This window comes from Phycisphaerae bacterium (assembly GCA_035384605.1).
Lineage (GTDB): Bacteria > Planctomycetota > Phycisphaerae > UBA1845 > PWPN01 > JAUCQB01.
The window spans coordinates 16567-37110 of sequence record DAOOIV010000052.1 but is presented as its reverse complement, the minus strand read 5'-3'; the positions used below and the strand labels follow the sequence as shown (position 1 = coordinate 37110).

The following is a 20544-nucleotide window of genomic DNA, read 5'->3' as shown; positions in this document are numbered from 1 at the left end:
CCCGAAGCGACCCCCGCACGCCAAAAGCCGGACACCGACCGCCGACCACCCCCCCGCGCCAAACAAACCCAACCGAGATCTTAAGTCGTTTTCGATTAAACACTTAAGGAAAACCGTGGCCGGTTCCCCGTCATCCGTTCCACCCCGAACGCCTCGCCCAACCTCCCCGCCCCGCCCACGTCCTTGGCCGAAAGGGTACACATATTCAAACCGGCGAAATCTCTGCACTTTCAGAACGACGCTGGCAGAAAGGCCACCCGTAACCGCATCCTGACGCCCCAGAAACCAGATCGGAAACCAAAACAAACGTCGAAACAGGTATGGTTTTCCCCGCCCTGGTTTGGCGGTTCCTAACGGGGCAGAAGATGTGATTAACGCACGACGCAGATCAGATCAAGAATCTCTTCCGAAACCTGTGCGGGACCCACTTCCAGCCGATTGGCTTTCGGGGTTTCGGGAGAGGCTTCAAGGTTGGAGAATTGGGTGTTGTCGCCGTGTGCGGTGCCTGTCAGCCTTCAGCCTTCGCCTCCTGCGGCTTGTAGACCCGCTTGTAAGGCTTGACGATCTTGCCGTCGCGGATGGCCTTGGTGCTGACCATGACGCGGACCGGCTTGCCGTCGATAATCGCCCGCACCTTCTGGACATTCGGCTTGAACTTGCGCTTGGTCTTGCTGGTTACCTTGCGACCCACACCGCCCAAGTATTTTGCCTTCCCGCGCCGCGTATACTGACGACCGCTTCGGGTCCGCTTGCCGGTGAAGTAGCATATGCGTGACATCTCATACCTCGCCGTCGTTTGTCATTCCAAATTACGAGCCCTGTATTGTAGCAGTTGCCGCCGAGAATACAAATGTCGACAACCAGCCGAAGATCCCTTCGCAAAACCTGTGCGGGACTGGCCTCCAGCCAGTCGGCTTTCGGGGTTTCGGGATTGGCTTTGGGCCGGCACGTTGGCGAGGCCTTGCGGAAGGGCCCACCCGCGGGTCGGCGAGGCTTGGCCGCGAGTCACAAGTCCTATTTTGACAAGGAGTTGCGATTCAACTGCCCCGCCAACTCTTTCAGCCGTACATGGCGGAACTCGACGGCGGTGGAGTGCTCCTGAAGGCCGATGAAGCCGGTCAGACGACGGGTCGAGAGCGGCCGCTTGTCGCTGTTGACGTCTTTCGAGGCATCATCAAGGCGGGCATCGTATAACCGGGTTCCGTTGAGGATGGTGCGAACCCGCCGGCCGTCGAGCAGAACCTCGATCGCGTTCCATTGGTTGGCCGGGGCTGGAACCTGGATCTCGGGGGCGATCGCATCATAGACCGACCCGGCGAACTGAGCGGGCTTGAACCGCCCACGAAAGGCGGCGTCATCCAGCAACTGAACCTCCAGGCCAATTCGGCTGACCCGCCCTTCAAGGGGCGCTCGCAGGTAGATACCGCTGTTCCCGCTCACCGGAAGCTGATACTCGAGCCTCAGGACAAAGTTGTCGTGCGTTTCCAGTGTGCGGAGCCAGCCGCTTCCACGGCCACGACAACGGACGACGCCGTTCTCATTCGACCAGCCGGGCGATTCGGGATTGCCCGGTCGTACGATTTCCCATCCGGCCAGCGTGCCGTTGTCGAACAAGTTGCGAAAACCCGGCTCTTCGACGCGGACATTGCGGATCTCAAGCCCCGGCTTGCCGGCCTCAAATCGCAGAAAGCCTCTTGAATCAGCCGGAATGGACACCGCGATCGGGTCTCCCGCCTTGCCGGGCGAGTCGCGTTCATCCGCCGCTCTGCACGTGATCCACATTTGCCCTCTGACCACCTCCATGACGGCGTCGATCCAGGTATCGTCGGCGTAGGTGGGCCCGCTGGCCAAAGACGAAGCCACCGGGAACACCCCCGACGAGGTCAGCCGCAACAGAGTGCCTCCGGTGGTCAGCTTCGAGTGGATGGCAAGGCGGTTGTCTCCCCCAGACGCCCGCCGGTACTGAAAATGGAGGATGAATTCATCAGACTCATAGCCGGAGCGTATCATCGACGGCGCCGCCACGCAGGTCATCACGCCCTCGCGCACTTCCCACCGCCCAGACAACGTGATCCACTTGTCGAGATTCTCTCCCGCAAAGAGAATCATTACTGCTGTTGCTGCTATCATGATGGGCAACTCTCCGCAGAAACCGCCGGCCGGCTGCCCCGGCACCGGATGCCTCCGGCCGTGGTGAATTGTGTCGAGACGGGACGCCGGTGTCCATGGCCAAGCCCGCCCGGATCGCGTACAATTGGCCGGTGGATTCGGACACTAATCAGGGGATACAAGCCAATGCCCAGCGCCAGCGAACCAGAAAAGAAGGGCGAGCAGAAAGAGCAACTGACGTTTGAGCAGGCATACTCGCAACTTGAGTCCATCGCCAAGGCTATCGAGCAGGGCAAGATCGGCCTGGAAGACTCGATTGTCGAGTACGAGAAAGGCGTCAAGCTCTTGCGATACTGCCGGGCGGTACTAGCCGAGGCCGAACTCAAGGTCCAAAAGCTCCAGGTAGCCGACGATGGCACCCTGACGCCCGGCCCGATGCCCCCACCGGACGAGGAGACCGCATAGAGCTTATCCGCCGCCCGTCAGGACCGCGACATGTCCGTCATTTATCTCGACAACAACGCAACCACCCGGATCGCCCCGGAGGTGTTGGAGGCGATGCTCCCATGGCTGGGCGAGCGCTACGCGAATCCATCGAGTGTCCATCATTTCGGCCAGCAGGCCCGTCATGCCGTCGAGGTTGCCCGCGAGCAGGTCGCCGCGGCAATGGGTGTTCGCGACCGGCAGATCATTTTCACCGGTAGCGGCACCGAGTCTAATAATCTGGCGATCCGCGGAGTCCTCGCGGCCAGGCCCGAGAAACGGCATGTCGCGACCACGGCCGTCGAGCATGATTCGGTGCTGCGACCCATGCAGCAGCTCGAACGAGAGGGTTACCGTGTCACGTATCTGGGTGTCGACTCGCTCGGGCACCTCGACCTCGGCGAATTGGAGGCTTCGCTGAGCGATCAGACAGCCTTGGTCAGCATCATGCACGCCAACAACGAGACGGGGGTGATCTTCCCGATAGAGAGAATCGCTGCTCTGACGTCAGCGAAAGACATTCCGTTGCACGTGGACGCAGTCCAGACGACAGGCAGAATCCGCGATGCGTCCGGGCATTCGCCGTTGAACCTGGTCGATGTGCCGGTTGATCTGCTGACCGCGTCGGCGCATAAGTTTCACGGCCCCAAAGGCGTAGGAATTCTTTACCTGCGAAGGGGCGCGCGACTGCGGCCGCAAGTGCTCGGTGGGCATCAGGAGCGCGATCTGCGGGCGGGTACCGAGAACGTGGCGGGGATTGTCGGTGCGGGCCGGGCCCTTGAATTGGCGATGAGGCACCTGGATGCCGATTCCGCACGCGTGGCAACCCTTCGAGACCGGCTTGAAGAAGGCATCTGCTCGCGGGTCAGCATCGCGAGAGTCAACGGCGACCGGGTCGGCCGTATCCCCAACACAACCAACATCGGCTTTGAGGCCCTGCAGGCCGAAGCCATCCTGATGCTGCTGAGCAATCACGGCGTGTGCGCCTCCAGCGGCTCAGCGTGCAGCAGCGGCTCGCTGGAGCCGTCGCACGTGCTGACCGCCATGGGTATTGACCGCCGGGTGGTCCACGGCGCGATTCGGTTCAGCCTGTCGCGGTTTACCACCGAAGCGGAAATCGACCAAGTGCTGGACCTGATGCCCGGGATCATCGAGCGGCTGCAGAAGTTGCAGAGATGAGGTCAGAAGCTCTCAGCTTTCAGATCTCGGCTGTTGGCTTTTGGGGTCCGCGCTCGCAGACCGATCTGAGATCCGAAATCCGCCAATCTCAAATCTGACCGCTCAGCCATGGTGGATCCAAGACGTCGCTGGGCCAAGAATCCTTTCTCGGCCCACCCCGTGCCAGGGTTGCCATCCCGCGATAAGTTCGCAGCGTCTTGCTGGGCCGAGTAGCGATAAAAACGGCTGACCTCGGCTCTCGATGCCGGAAAACGCAAGAAAGTCTTACCAACATCGTGAGGGACTGCCCTTCATTTGCACCACGAGCTACTACAGTCAAGTTCACTGCGCTGGGAGGCATGAACACGGCGTGCTTGCGCGGCCATGCGGGTGTCCCACCTTTTTCAAGGTGGGGGAGCGACGACCCATCTGGTCCTGAAGGCGATTGATGCTCCATCCTTTGGGCACGGCGAAATGGGGATCAGCGTTCATGACACCTACCGCTCCGTCTGCTTGCTGAACAGCAAATCAAGCTGCCGGGCAATCTCGATGACTTCGCCGGGGTTCTTCACCGCTCGGAAGGGCCCGGAGATGCGGGCGACGCCGAAGGGCAGCATGGCATCCGCCATGCGGTAGCTCGGGGCCAGCCGACCGGACTCGATTTCGCCGCTGATGGTCGTTGAGCCCTCCTTGAATCTGGCATATAGGAACCCGGCCCCGTCATAGCGCACGCCGGTCGGCGGCGTCAGAATCCCGTACCGGACCTGCACATTGATCTGCGTTCGCTCGACTGCGGTGCGTCCCGGCACCGGTTTCCACACCTCTTTGATATGCACGAGCTGCGTGATCGTCTGGGTGGGATCCAGTTTGCTGGGTTGTTCGACGCGCATTCCCAGTTCAAGCAGCCCGCTTGGGTTGATCAGGAACGCCACCCGGTTGAAGTCGGCGTAGTGGTGCTGCTCGCGGCCGGTCTCGTCGTAGGTGGTCAGGTGGATCCGCGTCGACTGCGACGAGCATCCGGCCAGGCCGGCCAGCAAGCCCGCTAACATGACGCCGTGCCATACCTTGCTCGAATGGGTCATCATTGCCATCCTGTCCCGCCGGCTTGCGGCGATGGTGGCAGTGTACCAACTTGAAATTGTTCTGTCAGTTCTCGGCAACGTGGCGCCAGCCCCTACGGCGTGCCCCGTTCTGTCAGGATGTGTGTGAAAACGGTAGGGCATGGTCGGAGCTACCGAAAGTGGCGGAGACCTGCCGGTCATGGCGGCAGAATTGGCAGGTCTCGGTCGCCATGGCGTCCTCGGCACTGTCCCACAGACTGGCTCGGTCGGTTTTCGTACGCATTCTCGGAGGTTGCCCATCTTAGACAGGGTGCCGCAGTCTCCCCGGTGACATCCTGGCCGGCATGTGCCGATCCGAGCGACGACGGTATAATCCGTGGCCTATGAAACCTCAACAGACAGACTACCGTCTCGGGGCCGTTTCCTTCCTCAACACCAAGCCGTTGATCGAGGGGCTCGGCGATGAGTCGGGGATACGGCTGGAGCTTGCGGTCCCCGCAGAGCTGGCCGGGATGCTGCAGGCCGGCCGTGTCGACGCCGCACTCGTGCCGGTCATCGATATTGGCCGGTCGGCCGGGCGATGGAAACGCATCTCGGATGCGGGCATTGGCAGCAACGGCGATACCCTTACCGTCCAGGTGTTCTCGCGGGTGCCGCCGGAGGACATGACCACCCTCCATGCCGATACGCATTCCCACACCTCGGTGATGCTGGCGCGGCTGGTGTGGAAAGGGTTTCACCGAAGACCATTGGCCGTGGTTCCGCTCAAGCCCGGAACCAGCCTTGAAAACTGCGAGTCGGTCCTGCTGATCGGAGACAAGGTCGTCGGGGCGGAGGTTGGCAGCTTCCCGTACCGGGTCGATTTGGGCGGTGCCTGGCGGGCCTGGACAGGTTTACCGTTCGTATTCGCGGCTTGGGCGGCACCGGTTGACCGGGAGACGACGCATCTGGCCCGGTTGCTGAGTCAGGCCCGCGATCGGGGCGTGGCCCGGGCGGCGGAACTGGCTGCCGAGTACGGCCCGGCCCTGGGCTGGCCTGTGGACTTGGCCAGGGACTATCTGACCCGGCTCATGAAATACACCATCACCCCGGCCGCCGAGGCAGGCATGAACAAGTTCCTCGAATTGGCCAGGGCAGAAGGGCTGATCCCACAGCCCGGAGCGTTGGTGAAATGACCTCGGCTGTTGCGAGCAAAGCCTCTTCCTCTCGCCTGAGCCAGGCCGATGCCTTGGCGATGTACGCCGACCTCTCGATCCATGAGCTGGGACGGCGCGCCCACGCCGAGACCTGCCGGTTGCACCCGGAACCGTATCGAACCTACGTCGTCGATCGCAACATCAACTACTCCAACTGGTGCACGGCCCAGTGCCTGTTCTGCAATTTCAAGGCCCCTCCACAAGACCAGGCTGTCGCAGAGGGTTCACCCGCGGGCTACGTCCTCAGCTTCGACCAGATCGGCCGCAAGATACAGGAGCTGGTCGACATCGGCGGCACTCAGATTCTCCTTCAAGGGGGCTTGGCCCCGCCGGATCTGTTGAGCTTTAACTGGTACCTGGATCTCCTGCGATTCATTCGCGGGAGTTTTCCGAAGATTCACATTCACGCTTTCAGTCCGCCGGAGGTCTTTCATTTTTCGCGCGTCTTTGACATGTCAATCCGCGATGTGCTGCTGAGGCTGCGCGAGGCCGGCCTGGACACCATTCCCGGCGGCGGGGCGGAAATTCTGGTTGATCGCGTGCGGGAGCGCATCAGTCGCGGCAAGACGAGAACGGACGAGTATCTCGAAGTGATGCGTCAGGCACACTTGCTCGGCATGCGTACGACCATCACCATGATGTTCGGGCATATCGAGACCATTGCCGAGCGAATCGAGCACCTGCGGCGCGTCCGCGACCTGCAGGATGAAACCGGCGGCTTCACGGCTTTCATCTGCTGGACATTTCAGCCGGTCGGGACGGCTCTGGCTCGACAATTCCCCATGAGACCCGCCGATTGCACCGACCCGGCTACGACGCGCTCCGTCGTGGCGAGCCCGCCCGACGGGGAACACCTGGTTCTGGCCGGTGCACATGAGTACCTCAAGACTCTGTCGATCGCCCGACTGTTTCTCGACAATATCCCAAATCTTCAGGCCAGTTGGGTCACCCAGGGCCCAAAGATCGGGCAACTGGCCCTGTTCTTCGGGGCCAATGACATGGGATCGGTGATGATGGAAGAAAACGTCGTCTCGGCCGCCGGCACGACCTATCAACTGAACGAGGCCGAGATCCGGCGTCTGATCGCCGATGCGGGCTGGCAGCCGAAAAAACGCAGCTGCTATTACGAACTGCTGGAATGACGTCCAGGTCGGTTACGAACCGACTTGGCTCTTCGAGGACTGCTCCTTAACCTCTTCTCGTGCGATCGGAATGTTCCTCGGCGCTTTCACGCCGAGTCGCACCCGACCACCCTCCTGGCGAATGGAAACCACGCGTACTTCCACCTTTCCACTGATGCTCAAGAGATTATCGAATCGCAGGGTCTCCTCGCAAACGGGCGGATCCATACGCGGACAGCTGACCCGCAGCCGGACCGAGTTCCCGCTGATCGCCAGGACCGTGATCTCGATGTCATCGCCGATCAGGATGGCCTCGTTGGGGAGGCGTGTCAGAACGAGCATGAGTTGTCGACTCCTTGAGTGGATCGATTTGGGCATCCACCGCCGCGCCGACCCAAATCGTACCCGATACGGATGCTGTGTTCAACTGAAAAACCGGATTGTCGGTCGCCAGGCTCTGGCCATTTGGGAATCCTTCATTGACAATGTGCGTCCGTTGCTTGTCCACCGGATATGAGCGTTTCCTTCGGACGCGAGAGGAGGCGATCCATGAAGTCATATCTTGCTGCCATGGTCGCTTTGGTGGGGTTGACCCTCCCCGCCGGCCCAGTGGCGGTTGCGGAAATGCCTTTCATCGAAGTTGATCCAGGCCGGACGACCGCCTTCAGGGAGCGTGGCAGCGCTGAGCCGGTCGTGATGGTCGGCGTCAACTACTTCGATCACCAGACCGGGTGGGCCCCCAGACTGTGGCAGAAGTTCGATGAAAGGCGTGTCCGGCAGCACCTGGCGATGCTGCATGATCGGGGTTTCAACGCCATCCGGGTTTTTCTGACCTACGAGTCATTCCACCGCGAGCCAGGGCAGGTTTATCCCGAGGGGCTGCCCAAGTTCCGCAGACTGCTGGACATGTGCCGGCAACTGGGCATTTACGTGATGCCGACGGGGCCGGACCACTGGGAGGGAACACCCGACTGGCGAAAGGGCGACCGGTTTGCGGATGAGGAGCTGCTGAAAGCGGATGAAGCCTGGTGGAAGGAGTTCGCGGGGCGGTTCAAAGATGACCCGGTGTTGTGGGCATACGACCTTTACAACGAGCCGATGATCGGCTGGGACTCTCCCGCGATGAAGGCCCAGTGGAACGATTGGCTTCGGCGGGAGTACGGTGCGGTTGACAGGATTGCTACCGCATGGAACCGCCCGGCGGAGCTGGTAGGAACGCTGGGTGAGATTCCCGTCCCCCCTCCCCGGGCGGCTCGCAACGATGGGCGGTTGTACGATTTTCAGCGATTTCGCGAATTCGTTGGCGATGAATGGGCCCGCCGCATGGCCGCCGCGATTCGCTCCGTGGACCAGAACCATCTCATCACCGTGGGGCATATCCAATGGGTAGCGCCGATTATGATCGGCGATGTCAGGCATTATGCAGGCTTCAATCCCCGATCGAATGCTCAGTATGTCGATTTCACCACCGTCCATTTCTATCCGCTTGATCAACCGCGCCCCTGCGACTCGCCCGAAGGTCTGGCCGTCAACCGCGTCTACCTGGAAGCGGTGCTGTACCAGTGCAGCGTGGGCAAGCCGCTGGTGATCGGCGAATTCAACTGGTACGGCGGCAATTCCGAGGCGCATCAGGGCTGGAACCTTCCGCCCAAGCCGGCGGAACACCAAGTCGAGTGGTGCCAGACGCTTCTTGACGTCAGCCGTGGACGCGCGTGCGGTTGGCTCAACTGGGCATTTGCCGACACGCCGGGCTCTAGGGACATCACGCGCTGGAGCGGCCTGTGGACCGAAGATCTGAAGCTCAAACCCTGGGGCAAGGTGTTCGGGCAGTTTGCGCGTGACACGAGTCGCCATCCCCAGCAGCCGCGCGAGTTTCCGAAATGGCTTACCGGCAGCGAGTTCGATCATCGATCGCTGGTCACCGACCCCGAGGCCGGGCATGCGTTACGCCGGGCTCTGCGAGCGGCGGCCACAAGGCCGGATTGAAGTCAGAGTGGGCGCACGAAGCCCGCTGCCGCGCGTACGTGACGGGGGACGGCCGGTCGCGCGGCTGATACCATGCATTCATTCAGGAGGTTCGCGCGTTATGACCAGACTGCGGTATACGATCGACTGTATTGGCACGAGCATCATGGCCGCCTGCATGGCCTTTGGCACGGCCGACCCACGCAACATCCGCAACGGCTCGGTCATCCCAGACGAAGGTTACTGCGACCAGCCATATATGGTCATTACCAAGGACGGCAACTGGCTGTGCACGTTCACGACCGGCAAGGGGATTGAGGGGCAGCTCGGCCAACACGTAGTAGCATCGATCAGCACCGACAAGGGCAAGACCTGGAGCGACCCGCCGATCGACATCGAGCCGGCCGACGGGCCCGAGGCCTCCTGGGTGATGCCGCTGGTGACGCCGTCGGGGCGAGTGTACGCGTTCTATGCGTACAACGGCGACCGTATCGACACTCTCGGCGACAAGAGAGGCATTCGAGCCGACATGCTCGGCTGGTACGTCTACAAGTACTCCGATGACAACGGGCGGACATGGTCAGACAAACGCTATCGGCTGCCCGTTCGCGTGACGGCCTGCGACCGGACCAACGACTGGCAGGGCAAGGTGCAGATCATGTGGGGCATCGGCAAGCCGGTGGTCGTCGGTCCGAGCGTGTTCTTTGGCTTCACCAAACTTGGCCGCTACATGCTCGATGAGGGCGAGGGTTGGTTCTTTCGCTCGGACAATATCCTGACCGAGCCGGACGTCGAGAAGATCGAATGGCAGATGCTGCCCGAGGGCGAGCACGGCATCAGGGCTCCCGAATTCGGCTCGGTGCAGGAGGAGCACAACCTGGTCGGCCTGTCAGACGGCAGCCTGTACTGCATCTACCGCACGACGACCGGTTATCCTTGTCATGTCTACAGCCGCGATGGCGGCAAGACATGGACGCGGCCTGAGCATGCCGTTTACACGCCCGGCGGCCGGCGGATCAAGAACCCGCGAGCCTGCCCGCGTCTATGGCAAGCCAAGAACGGCAAGTACCTCCTCTGGTACCACAACCACAGCGGCAAGGATTTCAACGACCGCAACCCGGCCTGGGTGACCGGCGGAGTTGAGAAGGACGGACGCATCTACTGGAGCCAGCCGGAAATCCTCTTGTGGGACCCCGACCCTAAGATACGCATGAGCTATCCCGATCTGATCGAACAGGATGGCCGTTGCTGGGTCACCGAGACGCAAAAGGAGATCGCCCGCGTTCACGAGGTCGATCCTTCGTTGTTTGAAGGGCTCTGGGATCAGGGTCGGGCGGCTGAGGTGACCAGGCGAGGACTGGTTCTCGAACAAGCCCCTGTCATGCCCGGGAGCGATGCGGGACGCGTCCAGTTGCCGAATCTTGTCGAGGGTGAAGGCTTCACCATCGATATGTGGATTCGATTCAACGAGCTGGAATTCGACCAGGTCATCCTGAGCGGGCAGAACGAGGAAGGATCCGGCCTCAGGCTGCTCGTCACGAAAACGGGAACCATCGGTCTTGAACTCAGCGACGGAAAGGAGTTGCGGAGCGTTTGGGATACTGATACGCGGGTTATCAAGGCCGACCGATTGCACCACATTGTTGCCATCGTCGAAGGCGGACCGAAGATCATCATGTTTGTGGTCGACGGAGTGCTCTGCGACGGCGGCGAAGATCGCCAGTTCGGATGGGGTCGCTTCGACGCCGGCTTGACCGATCTCGGCGGCACCCTGCCGCTGCACGTTCCCTCGTCGTTGAAGGGAGCGGTCAAGAGCCTGCGGATTTACGCGCGGCCGCTGCGAGTCTCCGAGGCAGTGTCCAACTACCGCGCAGGGCTTCGCTGACGCGCCGCGCCCGGACAACTACCTTGAGAAAGGCGTGTATCCGGTTTCTTTCTTCAGCCGTTCGAGCTCGGCCCGCATCTTCTGCAATTGCTCCTTGGCCGCCGGATCAGTCGCGAGATTGTGCATCTCGATCGGGTCCCTGGTCAGGTCATACAACTCGTCGAGGTCCTGGATCTCGGGGTAGGTCACGTACTTCCATCTCTCCGTACGGACCGCCGCTACCGTGGGCACCTGCGAAAGCTGCTTCTCCTGGAAGTACTCATACAGGAAGGACTTGCGCCAGGCGGGTGTCGCGCCGGCCAGCAGCGGCTTGAGTGACATGCCCTGCATCGAGGCCGGTGGTTTGACACCGGCGAGATCCAGAATGGTCGGGGCTATGTCGATGTTGAGAACCATGGGTTCGAGCTTGCCCCCGTTCCTGGGGACCCCCGGCCCGCACATGACCAGCGGGATGCGGATCGATTCTTCATATGCGGCCCGCTTGTCACCGCGACGGTGCTCGCCGTGAAAGTACCCGTTGTCGCCGGCGAAAATGATCACCGTGTTATCGATAACAGCCGTTTCCCTCAGCACTTCGAGGATGCGACCCACGCTGTCGTCCACGGCCGCCAGCGCACGGAAGTAGTTGAGTTTCTGCTCGTCCCGCGGGTTCCATGTCGGAGGTTGCAGGTCGGCCAGAGACGGGCGGGTTGCCTGGCTATCGTCTCCGGCTGCGGATCGCCGCCGACTTTGCCAGGTCGGCTTACCCTCGAAGGTATCGCGGAAACTGGGCGGCTCGGGCAAGAGCACATCGCGGTAGAGGTCTTTGTGCCGATCGGCCGGAGTAAAGGGTCCGTGCACTGCCTTGTGCCAGAGGTTCAGGCAGAACGGTTTTTCTCGCGGCCGCTTGATGAAGTCAACAGCGTACTGCGTCAGGAGATCCGTGATGTAACCGCCGGCCTGAAAGTTGCGGCCGTTCTCGTTGAGTTTCGGATTGATGTACTGGCCCTGGCCGACGAAGCTGAGCCAGTAATCGAACCCCGGCCGCGGGTCGGCCACCGGCTTCATGTGCCACTTGCCGATGAAAGCGGTCTCGTAGCCGGCCGCCTGCAGCAGCCGTGGGTAGGTCGGCATGGAGTGGTCGAATTCCATCTGTTCGTTGGTTCGTACGCCGTTGATGTGGGCATAGGTTCCCGTCAGAAAACAGGCCCGGGATGGGGCGCACAGTGAAATGGTCACGAAGGCATTTGTGAACCGAGTGCCGGCCGAAGCGATCTTGTCAATGTTGGGGGTCCGGACGAATGGATGCCCCGCGCAGCTCATGGCATCCCAACGCAGGTCGTCAACAAGGATGAACACGAAATTGGGCCGGCCATCGGCGGCCGAAAACGCGCTTGCCAGTGAAAGCAACGCAATAGCTGCCCTGCAATGCTGACTGATAGATGCACGTTTCATGGCTGTTCTCCTCAAATATACACTCAGCCGGACATGCCGTGCAGCATCACCCTCCTTCGTTTGACTCGCGTACGCCAGAGAAGAAGATCGGTTCGGTATTCTCCGGTACGAACTTGGCCGCGATGAAGTTCAAGTGTCTTACAGGCTAATACTTAGGTGCCGGAGAAGCAAGCCGCCGGATAAGATCGCGTCGATTTCAGGTCTGCTGGGTTTCATGGGGTCGATGGTCTTGCAGGCGAAATCATCTGCCACGAGCCGTTCCTCAGCTCGCTTAACCGCTTGATCCGGTATGACTGAGCCGGAGAATACAGCGGCATCGGCCGACCTGCAAGTCGGCCCGTGGTCGGAAAGGCGACGAGAGCACATGTGTCATTGTCGGTTGTAGGACCCTGTGGCCACTGCGAATTCTCGATCCCTACGTGATCGCTCATTTACGAGCTGACATCAGCAGGCATGCTGAAACGCACTTTGTGCCGGCCAGCAGAAGCGAGGTTGTCACGATGCCGAGGACGGGTACGAGAAGAATGCCGGTGATGAGAGCGCCGAGGCACGCACCGGCGTGATCGCCGCCAACGATGGTCCCGGCCGTGGCCATCGGACGGCCGGAGACCATCTGATGAAGCCCACTGGCCAAGGCGAAGGCGGCACCGCCTAGTATCCCGGTCATCAGGACGAGCACCAGTATGGAAACCTGAACCAGGACCAGAGCCGCCGGCGTGGTTTGCGCTTGGCCTAGGACCGGCAGTAGCAGCGGTGCGAGTACGGCCAGGATTGCCAGCAGCAGGTCAACAATGATCAGTCGCCGCCGCGGTGAGGCATGCACTGGTGGGCCCGGTTTCAGCAGGGTCAGGCCGGACAAGCAAACCACCGGCGGCGGCCCTTGATCTGCGCTTGTGACCGAGGCGGCCGGCGATGCCCGCCGCCCGGCCCCCGCGCAGCCGACAACCAGCCCGCCCATGAATACTGCGACGATCCAGCCGATCCACGAGTAGACATATCCGTAAAGATTCTGGAACGCGAACAACCACACAATGCTCAGCGACATGGTGGCAAAGCCGGTGCTGCCGACCGAAAAGACGACCACCGCTTCGCTGATGGACCGGCCGAGGGCTTTGTACGAGAGCAGGATTATCAGTGCCGCTGCGGCCAGGAAGGCCGCAGCCTGCCACCACTTCACGCCAAGCAGCGGTTCGATGAACCGGCGAGAATGGGCGGCGGTCATTTTCTCCCAGAGTGCCAGCCGGTCCATGTAGACGATCGGGCGCTGGTCAGTGCTCACCACGGCCCCGACGACCGCATCGAGTTCCGCCGCTCGTTGGGCGACCTTCTCGGCCGCGAACCAGTCAACCGCGCCGCTAAACCACACCGGATCGAACCCGACGGGCTCGATATGCCGCTGCTGATAACGCTCCGTTAGTTGAACCGGGTCGGTCGAAACCAGATCTTTCTGCGTGGCCGCAAGGATGTGTGCCGGATCGCCCCAACCGACGATCACTTCGGGAAAGCAGGTCGCCATCGTGTTCCGCAAACCGGCCAGGTAACGGGCCGATTCGGACGAAAGCCGCGCCTGACCGGCGGTGGCCGTCAGACACAAGACTGACTGGTCGTTCATGTTCCGCCTGAGCTCATTGAAGAACTCTCGGGTGTAGAACCGAGCCCGCAACGCGGCAGTCGGCTCGGGCAGGCGGGCAATGACCAGGTCGAAGCGGGCTTGCCGCTTTTTGACGAACAAACGGCCGTCGACGTGGTGCACGGTCACTCGTGGATCATGCAGTGCGGTCCGGTCCTGTTCCGGTAGTAGCGGCAGGATCAGGTCAATTTGTCTCGGGTCGGGCTCGACGCAATCGACATGCTCAACTGGATGTTTGAGTACCTCGGTCAGCAGTCCCTCTGCTGCCCCGCCCAAGAGCAGTACTCGCCGTGGGTCGGGGTGTTGGCACATCCAGAAGTGCGCCAGCGGCACGAAAGTGAAAGGGTCGGGGAAACTGGCGGCGATCTGGCCGTCGCAATACAGGGTGTACTGCTCAGCCATCCGGCCGACGGCCAGGTTCTGATACCGAGACTCCGCTTCGGCGACCAGTTCGCATGTCGGCGACAGGCCCCGCCATCGACGTTCCACGAGAAATTGATTGATTACAGGGCCGGCCAGAAACGCCGTCAACACCACTGGGCCGGCAAGACCCGCCACAACCGCGGCAGCTATCCGTCGCGATCCGGCGCGAACCAGCAGCACAGCCAGCGTCGCACTGGTGATCGCGGTACAGAACAGCACGGTTTGAATCGGAGTCAGGTGCTCGACGGCCCAGAAGGTGAACATCGCCCCTCCGATGAGACTGCCGGCCGATTCGAGAGCGTAAATGCGGTTGACGGAGATTCCAGCGCCGGGCGTCTGGGCCCTGTCAGCGATCGCACTGGCAAGCGGGAAAGCCATACCGACCATGAGGCCGCAGGGCAGCACCAGCAAGATTGCGACGATCACCATCGTCCCAAGCGAAAGCAGTTCACCCGGTCCGATGCCGCACGCAACGCGGGCCTCGCGAAAGCTCCAGATGCTCGCACAAGCCAGGATGCCCAGTAGCAGCAACGCGATGGCCAAGCGACGCTCGGCCCGGGACGTCCGGCGGGCCAGCCGGCCGCCGATCCACGCTCCGGCCGCCACACCGGCCAGCCACGCGCACAGCAGGATCCCCCAGACAAGCTCGCCGCCGGACATGAGCACCATTGCCTCACGCAACAGCAGCGACTGGGTCACGATCGCCTGTGCACCCCATGCCAAAGCCACGATCCACAGGGCAACACAACCCGCTGATGGGCACGAGACCGTGCGGTGATCGATCGACATGCGCTGCATTGTACCCGCCTTGAATGGAGAGTGGTGAATGAAAATTCGCAGCCTCCAACCCGCAATTCTCGGATCCATACTCCAACTTCGCCATCTGCTCGGCGCGGAGGGCTTTGTTGCCCGGCTGGGCGGCTGCGGTGACGCTCACACCGGCCTCAGGGGAGCATTGGGCCTCTTGCGGCGCGGATGCGCTTGATCCGGTTGGTCAGGTGCAACGGTTCGGCACAGGAATTCCTGATCGGCCCCGAGGACGTCCCTCCGAGGATCGACTCCCGGCATTGCTCTTTCGTGTGGGGCTCGGGGTGTTGGGGGCCCCATGGCGAAATCGGCAGGTTGTGCCAGACGGACGAGGCTATTCGATAAGCCGCCCGGTACGAAACAAGGTCTTCCGGCGTCGGGTGATGGGTATCACGGTTGTCCGATGACTGTGACAACACGATCATTTGCGGAGCGCGTCTTCGTAGCCGGTCCCATGCCTTTTCTTTCGGTAAGCTCTTGTTGTTGCCGTTCATATGGCAAAGTCGCGGTCCATCTGTTCTCGCGGATGTTTGTGCGGCGACTCCCACCGGGTATGGCGTTTTCTTGCGAGATCGACGGTCTTTGCGGATTCAGCCTTTGGTGGGTCCTAAGGCGGACCGCCTTTTTGCGGGCCGCAACTCAAGCTTTCTGTGATCCAGAAACATGCGCGCAAGCCGCACAGATGTCTGGCCGTAGGGTTCTAAGATGCCGCATTGTGTGGCCGGTCTTCTGTTTGGTCCGGCCGGAAAAGGCAGGTTGCGGGTCATTTTTGGGAGAGCAAGTCATGAAGCGCACAGAACGTCTGTTTCTCGCCAGTGGTCTGACAGTATTTGTCTGGCCTTGGATCGTGCTTGGTGCTGTTCCGGGCGTGGAGACGTTTGACACCGACACGGCCGGTTTTGTGCCCAACACCACCTCGTCCGTCGTGGTGCATGTCGGCGGAGGAGGAAATCCGGACGGCTACATCGAGACTCGCAAGGTTCTCACGCCGCCGGTCTTCGACATCGGGGCGATGCCCCTTGATCCGGACTTTACGGGAGACTATGCCGCCGCAGGTATTGGGCAGATCTCGGTTGATCTGAACTTCAAGACGGACAATATCACGGCAGGCTGGATTCGCTTCAGGCCGAGCATCGTGGAAAACGGCTGGCTGTATCCGTTGACCAACAGCTTTCCTACCAACGTCTGGAACACCTACGTGGTCAACTTCGATCCGACCTGGACAGACCTGCAAGCGCAGGCCGCCGGATGGCTTACCGACAATGATATCAATCCCGCTGCTGATCCGAGTCCACCGTTTGCGACCGTACTGGCCGGCGTTCTCACGACCGAGGTGCGTCTGGCCAGCGAAGGCAGTACCATTGTCGGCATCGATAACTTCGCCATCGCCGTACCGGAACCCGGCATGATCAGTCTGCTTGCCGCCGGCATCATCGCCGTGCTGCGCCGGCGGGCCTGAGTGAGCGGCAAGTGGCGCGGCCGGACGTCTCTACCCAGTCGGCCGGCGCAACCTCCGTGGAGGTACGGAAAACCCAAACAACTCTTTTAGTGCTGTCTGGGTATCGAGGCTCAGAGGACAGGCAGTCCCTCACGGGGTCCCCACTGCCGAGTGGGCAAGTAGGGCAGGTGGCTGATGAAGCCGAATGAGCCGAAAGGGTTCTGGTTATCGTGGATTACCTCGTCAGCTCGAATGTCTTAGAGCCTGAGAGGCCGCTGATGACGTCAGTGGCAGTGATGTTCCATGTTCCCAGGCGGTCGTTGAGGGCGAACCGGATCAGCCACGGCTGGGGCGTCTCGTCGCCATCGAGCCAGGCGCCGTAGTGGGAACGCTCCTGGCCATCAGGGCCGAAGACCCGGATTCGGATCACGTGGCCGGGACGCGGCTTGTCGTCGTGGTCGTGAACGGAGACCTTCAACTCCAGACTGTTGCCTCTGCGCGCTGAAGCGGGTGCCTCCAGGGTGACACCGCCGACTCTGTAGGGCAAACGAGCAACGACCACAGGCGAACTTCGCTCCACGTCCAGCTCGATGGCGTCAATCATCTGGGCTTCAATGACCTGCTGCGTGGTCAGGGCCGGCTCGGCCGATGCGGCCTCTGGCCAGTCTCGCCTCCGGTCGCCCCGCCCCGTGATTGGCTTGACAAGCGCGGAGGATTCGGATTCCGTCAGGTCAGCGACAATAGGCGTCGATCGCCGCAGGTCGTATGTGTGGCGCCGCTGGGGCCAGATCATCCTGATCCGGACAGGCACCGCCGGATCGGTAGCCTCGGGCGGCAGGATGGCGTCGATCCAGATGTCGCCACGCTGGTAGGAATAGACCTTGGTGCCGAGCTTGCCAAGGGGATGAGTGTAGGAGAAATGGAACACGGGTTGAACGTTGGCGAACTGCTCCAGCAGATTCCGGAAAGTCCGCACCGTGTCGGGATTATCGCGACCTTCTTTCCAGAGCACGCCGTTGATCAGCATGGAGCGTCCGTTGCCGTGCTCGACACCCAGGAAGGAGGCAGGCTTGCCCTCGGCAGCATCCGCGACTTCAGGATGACGGCCCCGCAGTTGTGCCGGCCCGAACCGGCTTTCGACGGAGACGGCCGTGCTCATCAGCGTGCGCCGCTGTTGCATCGATGCGACGGGAGCCGATTGAACGATTCCGAAGAAATCGTCCATCGCCCGCTGCGGCCGAACCCGGCACCTGTCATCGAACCACGCGGGCGGGATATCTGCGATGACGGTGCCGCCCTCTTGAGCAAACTGCCGGATGGCCTTGATCTCCTCGTCAGACAGAGCGAACGCGTGAATAAGGAATAGGACCTTGATATCGCCCTTGCTCAGTCGTCCCTGGCGGACTTGGCCGGTGGAGACGTACTGCGGCGAGTAGCCCGCGTCGCCGAGGAGGTTGAGCAGGTACTCGTGGGCCTTGATGGTGTCGGTGGAATCGCCGCCGGCCTCGCCGATGTGCTGGGACGGCTGCGAGTGGAGGAGCGCGACGGGGTTTCCGGCCGGGCGGCATTGGGCCAGTTGGGGGCCGAGGCCGAGCCGGATCTGGTGCCACGAGGGAAGAAATTCCTCGGTGAAGGGCATGAGCGTCAAATCAGGCGCGAGCAGACCACCCGGAATGGTGAAGTACTCGATCATGTTGTTGCCGCCGAGGATCGACAGCCAGAGCACATGGCGGTTGCGAGTGGGGACGCGGCGGTCTTCGACGTAGCCGCCGAACCAGTTGCCGCGCAGCACGCCGGGTCGTCCGAGGGCATTGACCAGGAGGTTGTCTCGCACAGTCAGGTATGGTCCCCAAAACGTGGCCTCGGCCAGGGTCAGCTCAGGGTCGCCGACCGGAGAGCCTTCGGGCCCGACGACGCCGGGCGGATTGACCTTCTCGATGGCTTCTCGTCGGGTGCGGATGTTGTCGGCGAACATGAACTCGCCGGCCGAGAGGCAATCATGCAGCCGCACGAAGCTGCCGGTGTTGCCGTCGATGGCGCCGTAGGCCGGTTCGACATCCTCCCAAAGGGCAAAGCTCGTGCCCCACGCTTTGTTGAGATCATCGAGCGAGGCATAGCGTTTTTTCAGGAACTCATTCAACTTCTCGCCCTTTGCGGGCTTGGGCACCGGTATCTCGTCGCCGAGCGAATGAATGATTGCTCCCTGGCCGCTGCCGAAGGTCATCCAGCCGATGTCGTCGCGGGCCTGAGGCAGGGGGTCGCCGGAAAGCACGGCGGTGAAACCGAGTTTTTTCATTTGGAGGTTGCCGATGTGGTTGCCGTAATTGGATATGGCACCCCACATGGCGATGGGATACTCGCCGCGAGACGGGCGTCGGATGCGAATCTCGACTTCACTGCGGTGAACCGTTTGCCGGTCGACGGTGAGACTCGCGCGAAGCCGTGCGCCCCAACTGACAACCTGTCCTGGGGGAATCTCGAAATCGATTCGGTCGGTACCGGCCGCGACTTTTAGAGCCTGGGCTGAGAACACCCGGCCGTAGCAATCCTCAAGGTGCACGTCCAGTCTCACCTCTCGATCCTCAGGCGTCATGGCCGACAAAGCGATTTGCCCTTTGATCGGCTCACTCGTTTCGTAGAAGCCCTTGGAAGGCTGGATGCTCTGTATGGCTAGTGAGGAGCGCACGCGCACAGCGAACGACCCCCAATTCTCCACACCTTGCCTGCTGCTGATGATGCAGTCGACGAAGTGCCGGCCGGCAGGCATCGCGGGCAAGGCAAGATCCCATTGGAGGCGGTCACCGTCGGGAATGATGACGTCTTCGCGGTCTTCGAGGATTTCGCCCCAGAGGTTGCGGACACGCAGCCATCGGGTCAGGCCTGATCGCAGTTGTTCGCCGTGCTCGGACGACCACGCCGCCTGGACGCGGACGGGTTGCGGCTTGGCCAAAGCCTCGATTTCCATGCCGTCGGGGAATCTGCTGACCCAGCGAAGTCGCGGCTCGCGCCGGGCCGCCCAGAGCAGGCAACGGCCGGCCAAGGCCATGTGGTAATCGTATTGGACCTCGGCGGTGTAGTCGTATTCCATGGTCGGGGCGATCGCACCTGGGGCGGCGGCAAAGATGCTTGATTGTTCGTTGTAGTCGACGATCGCGACGCGCCCTTGCCCGAAGGTATGTGTTTGCAGCAAGGCGGGCGCGATCCGATCGGGCGTGAGGATGTCGCGGCTGGGCATGAACCAGTTGCGGTAGAATTCGAGGCCCGCGAACGGGACGCCGTTGACGATCTGAGCAGGAGCATCTGCAACGGTACCCTGAAGCAGGCGCGGGTCGAAATCGTGCTTATAGAACATCACCAGGCCGGTGCCATCGGCCACTTGGCGAAGGATCTTATATTGGCAGGTCTCGTTGAGCGACGCGAGGCGGAAGTTGGCGAGCACGATGGCGTCGAAACGATCGTCGAGCAGGCGTTCAAGCATTGCGGCCCGCTCGCTGCCGGTCGACTGTTCCAGCCACATCCACAACCAGTACCATTCGCCGAGGCGGAACCAAGTCAGCGTAGGAAAGCCATGGACCTCGATCGGCACACGCCGGGCCAGTTCGCACACGTCGTAGGCTCCGCTCCCGTTGGCCAGGAACAGCACCTTCGGCTTGCCCGCGTACCACGGGTCGGCCCACTTGGTGTGCGGTGTTTCGAGGCCCTCACCGAAGCGCATCAGAGCATCGCCGTCGAGTCGCCAGCCGAGTTGTCCGAGTCGCTCTTCGGCCGTCGCACCGAAGGCTGAGCCGGCGGGTTCCCCATCTCTTGCGGAGCACGGGTTGGGAAATGCTACAA

The 20544-nt window shown here is 61.7% G+C and carries 15 protein-coding genes; 8 read left to right on the top strand and 7 right to left on the bottom strand.

Going from position 1 to position 20544, the window contains the following annotated elements:
• Positions 1 to 508 precede the first annotated feature (508 nt).
• Positions 509 to 778, bottom strand: a complete 270-nt coding sequence (rpmB, locus tag PLL20_12675; protein HPD30845.1) for a 50S ribosomal protein L28 — start codon at positions 776 to 778, stop codon at positions 509 to 511.
• 236 nt (positions 779 to 1014) lie between these two features.
• A complete protein-coding gene (locus tag PLL20_12670; GenBank protein ID HPD30844.1) occupies positions 1015 to 2130 on the bottom strand; it encodes a DUF1080 domain-containing protein in 1116 nt (371 codons plus the stop codon).
• Between the two features lie 165 nt (positions 2131 to 2295).
• Between PLL20_12670 and xseB the strand changes: the two genes are divergently transcribed.
• Complete coding sequence (gene xseB / locus PLL20_12665; GenBank protein ID HPD30843.1) at positions 2296 to 2574, top strand: exodeoxyribonuclease VII small subunit; 279 nt, start codon at positions 2296 to 2298, stop codon at positions 2572 to 2574.
• Positions 2575 to 2604: 30 nt separating this feature from the next.
• A complete protein-coding gene (gene nifS, locus PLL20_12660) occupies positions 2605 to 3771 on the top strand; it encodes a cysteine desulfurase NifS (protein HPD30842.1) in 1167 nt (388 codons plus the stop codon).
• A gap of 476 nt (positions 3772 to 4247) precedes the next feature.
• On the opposite strand, the gene PLL20_12655 is transcribed toward nifS, so the two are convergent.
• Complete coding sequence (locus tag PLL20_12655; protein HPD30841.1) at positions 4248 to 4835, bottom strand: hypothetical protein; 588 nt, start codon at positions 4833 to 4835, stop codon at positions 4248 to 4250.
• A gap of 359 nt (positions 4836 to 5194) precedes the next feature.
• Here PLL20_12655 and PLL20_12650 point away from each other — a divergent pair, with 359 nt between their 5' ends.
• Entirely contained in the window at positions 5195 to 5986 is a 792-nt protein-coding gene (locus PLL20_12650) for a menaquinone biosynthesis protein (GenBank protein ID HPD30840.1), read from the top strand.
• A complete protein-coding gene (locus PLL20_12645; GenBank protein ID HPD30839.1) occupies positions 5983 to 7149 on the top strand; it encodes a radical SAM protein in 1167 nt (388 codons plus the stop codon). The genes PLL20_12650 and PLL20_12645 overlap by 4 nt, the downstream gene beginning before the upstream one ends.
• Before the next feature lie 12 nt (positions 7150 to 7161).
• On the opposite strand, the gene PLL20_12640 is transcribed toward PLL20_12645, so the two are convergent.
• Positions 7162 to 7470, bottom strand: coding sequence for a carbon storage regulator (locus PLL20_12640; protein HPD30838.1), 309 nt, complete (start codon positions 7468 to 7470; stop codon positions 7162 to 7164).
• Positions 7471 to 7677: 207 nt separating this feature from the next.
• Between PLL20_12640 and PLL20_12635 the strand changes: the two genes are divergently transcribed.
• The gene (locus tag PLL20_12635; GenBank protein HPD30837.1) at positions 7678 to 9114 is read left to right on the top strand and encodes a cellulase family glycosylhydrolase; all 1437 of its coding nucleotides are present in this window, start codon (positions 7678 to 7680) and stop codon (positions 9112 to 9114) included.
• A 100-nt stretch (positions 9115 to 9214) separates the two neighbouring features.
• Positions 9215 to 10978 carry an exo-alpha-sialidase gene (locus tag PLL20_12630; protein ID HPD30836.1) on the top strand — a complete coding sequence of 588 codons (1764 nt, stop codon included), beginning with the start codon at positions 9215 to 9217 and terminating at the stop codon, positions 10976 to 10978.
• 18 nt (positions 10979 to 10996) lie between these two features.
• Here PLL20_12630 and PLL20_12625 read toward each other — a convergent pair whose 3' ends face one another.
• Both PLL20_12625 and PLL20_12620 read right to left on the bottom strand, forming a co-directional pair.
• Complete coding sequence (locus PLL20_12625) at positions 10997 to 12412, bottom strand: sulfatase (protein HPD30835.1); 1416 nt, start codon at positions 12410 to 12412, stop codon at positions 10997 to 10999.
• 427 nt (positions 12413 to 12839) lie between these two features.
• Entirely contained in the window at positions 12840 to 15263 is a 2424-nt protein-coding gene (locus tag PLL20_12620) for a fused MFS/spermidine synthase (GenBank protein HPD30834.1), read from the bottom strand.
• Positions 15264 to 15291: 28 nt separating this feature from the next.
• Here PLL20_12620 and PLL20_12615 point away from each other — a divergent pair, with 28 nt between their 5' ends.
• Both PLL20_12615 and PLL20_12610 read left to right on the top strand, forming a co-directional pair.
• A complete protein-coding gene (locus PLL20_12615; GenBank protein HPD30833.1) occupies positions 15292 to 15450 on the top strand; it encodes a hypothetical protein in 159 nt (52 codons plus the stop codon).
• A 606-nt stretch (positions 15451 to 16056) separates the two neighbouring features.
• Entirely contained in the window at positions 16057 to 16731 is a 675-nt protein-coding gene (locus tag PLL20_12610) for a PEP-CTERM sorting domain-containing protein (protein HPD30832.1), read from the top strand.
• Positions 16732 to 16945: 214 nt separating this feature from the next.
• On the opposite strand, the gene PLL20_12605 is transcribed toward PLL20_12610, so the two are convergent.
• A complete protein-coding gene (locus PLL20_12605; protein HPD30831.1) occupies positions 16946 to 20425 on the bottom strand; it encodes a hypothetical protein in 3480 nt (1159 codons plus the stop codon).
• Between the last annotated feature and the right edge of the window lie 119 nt (positions 20426 to 20544).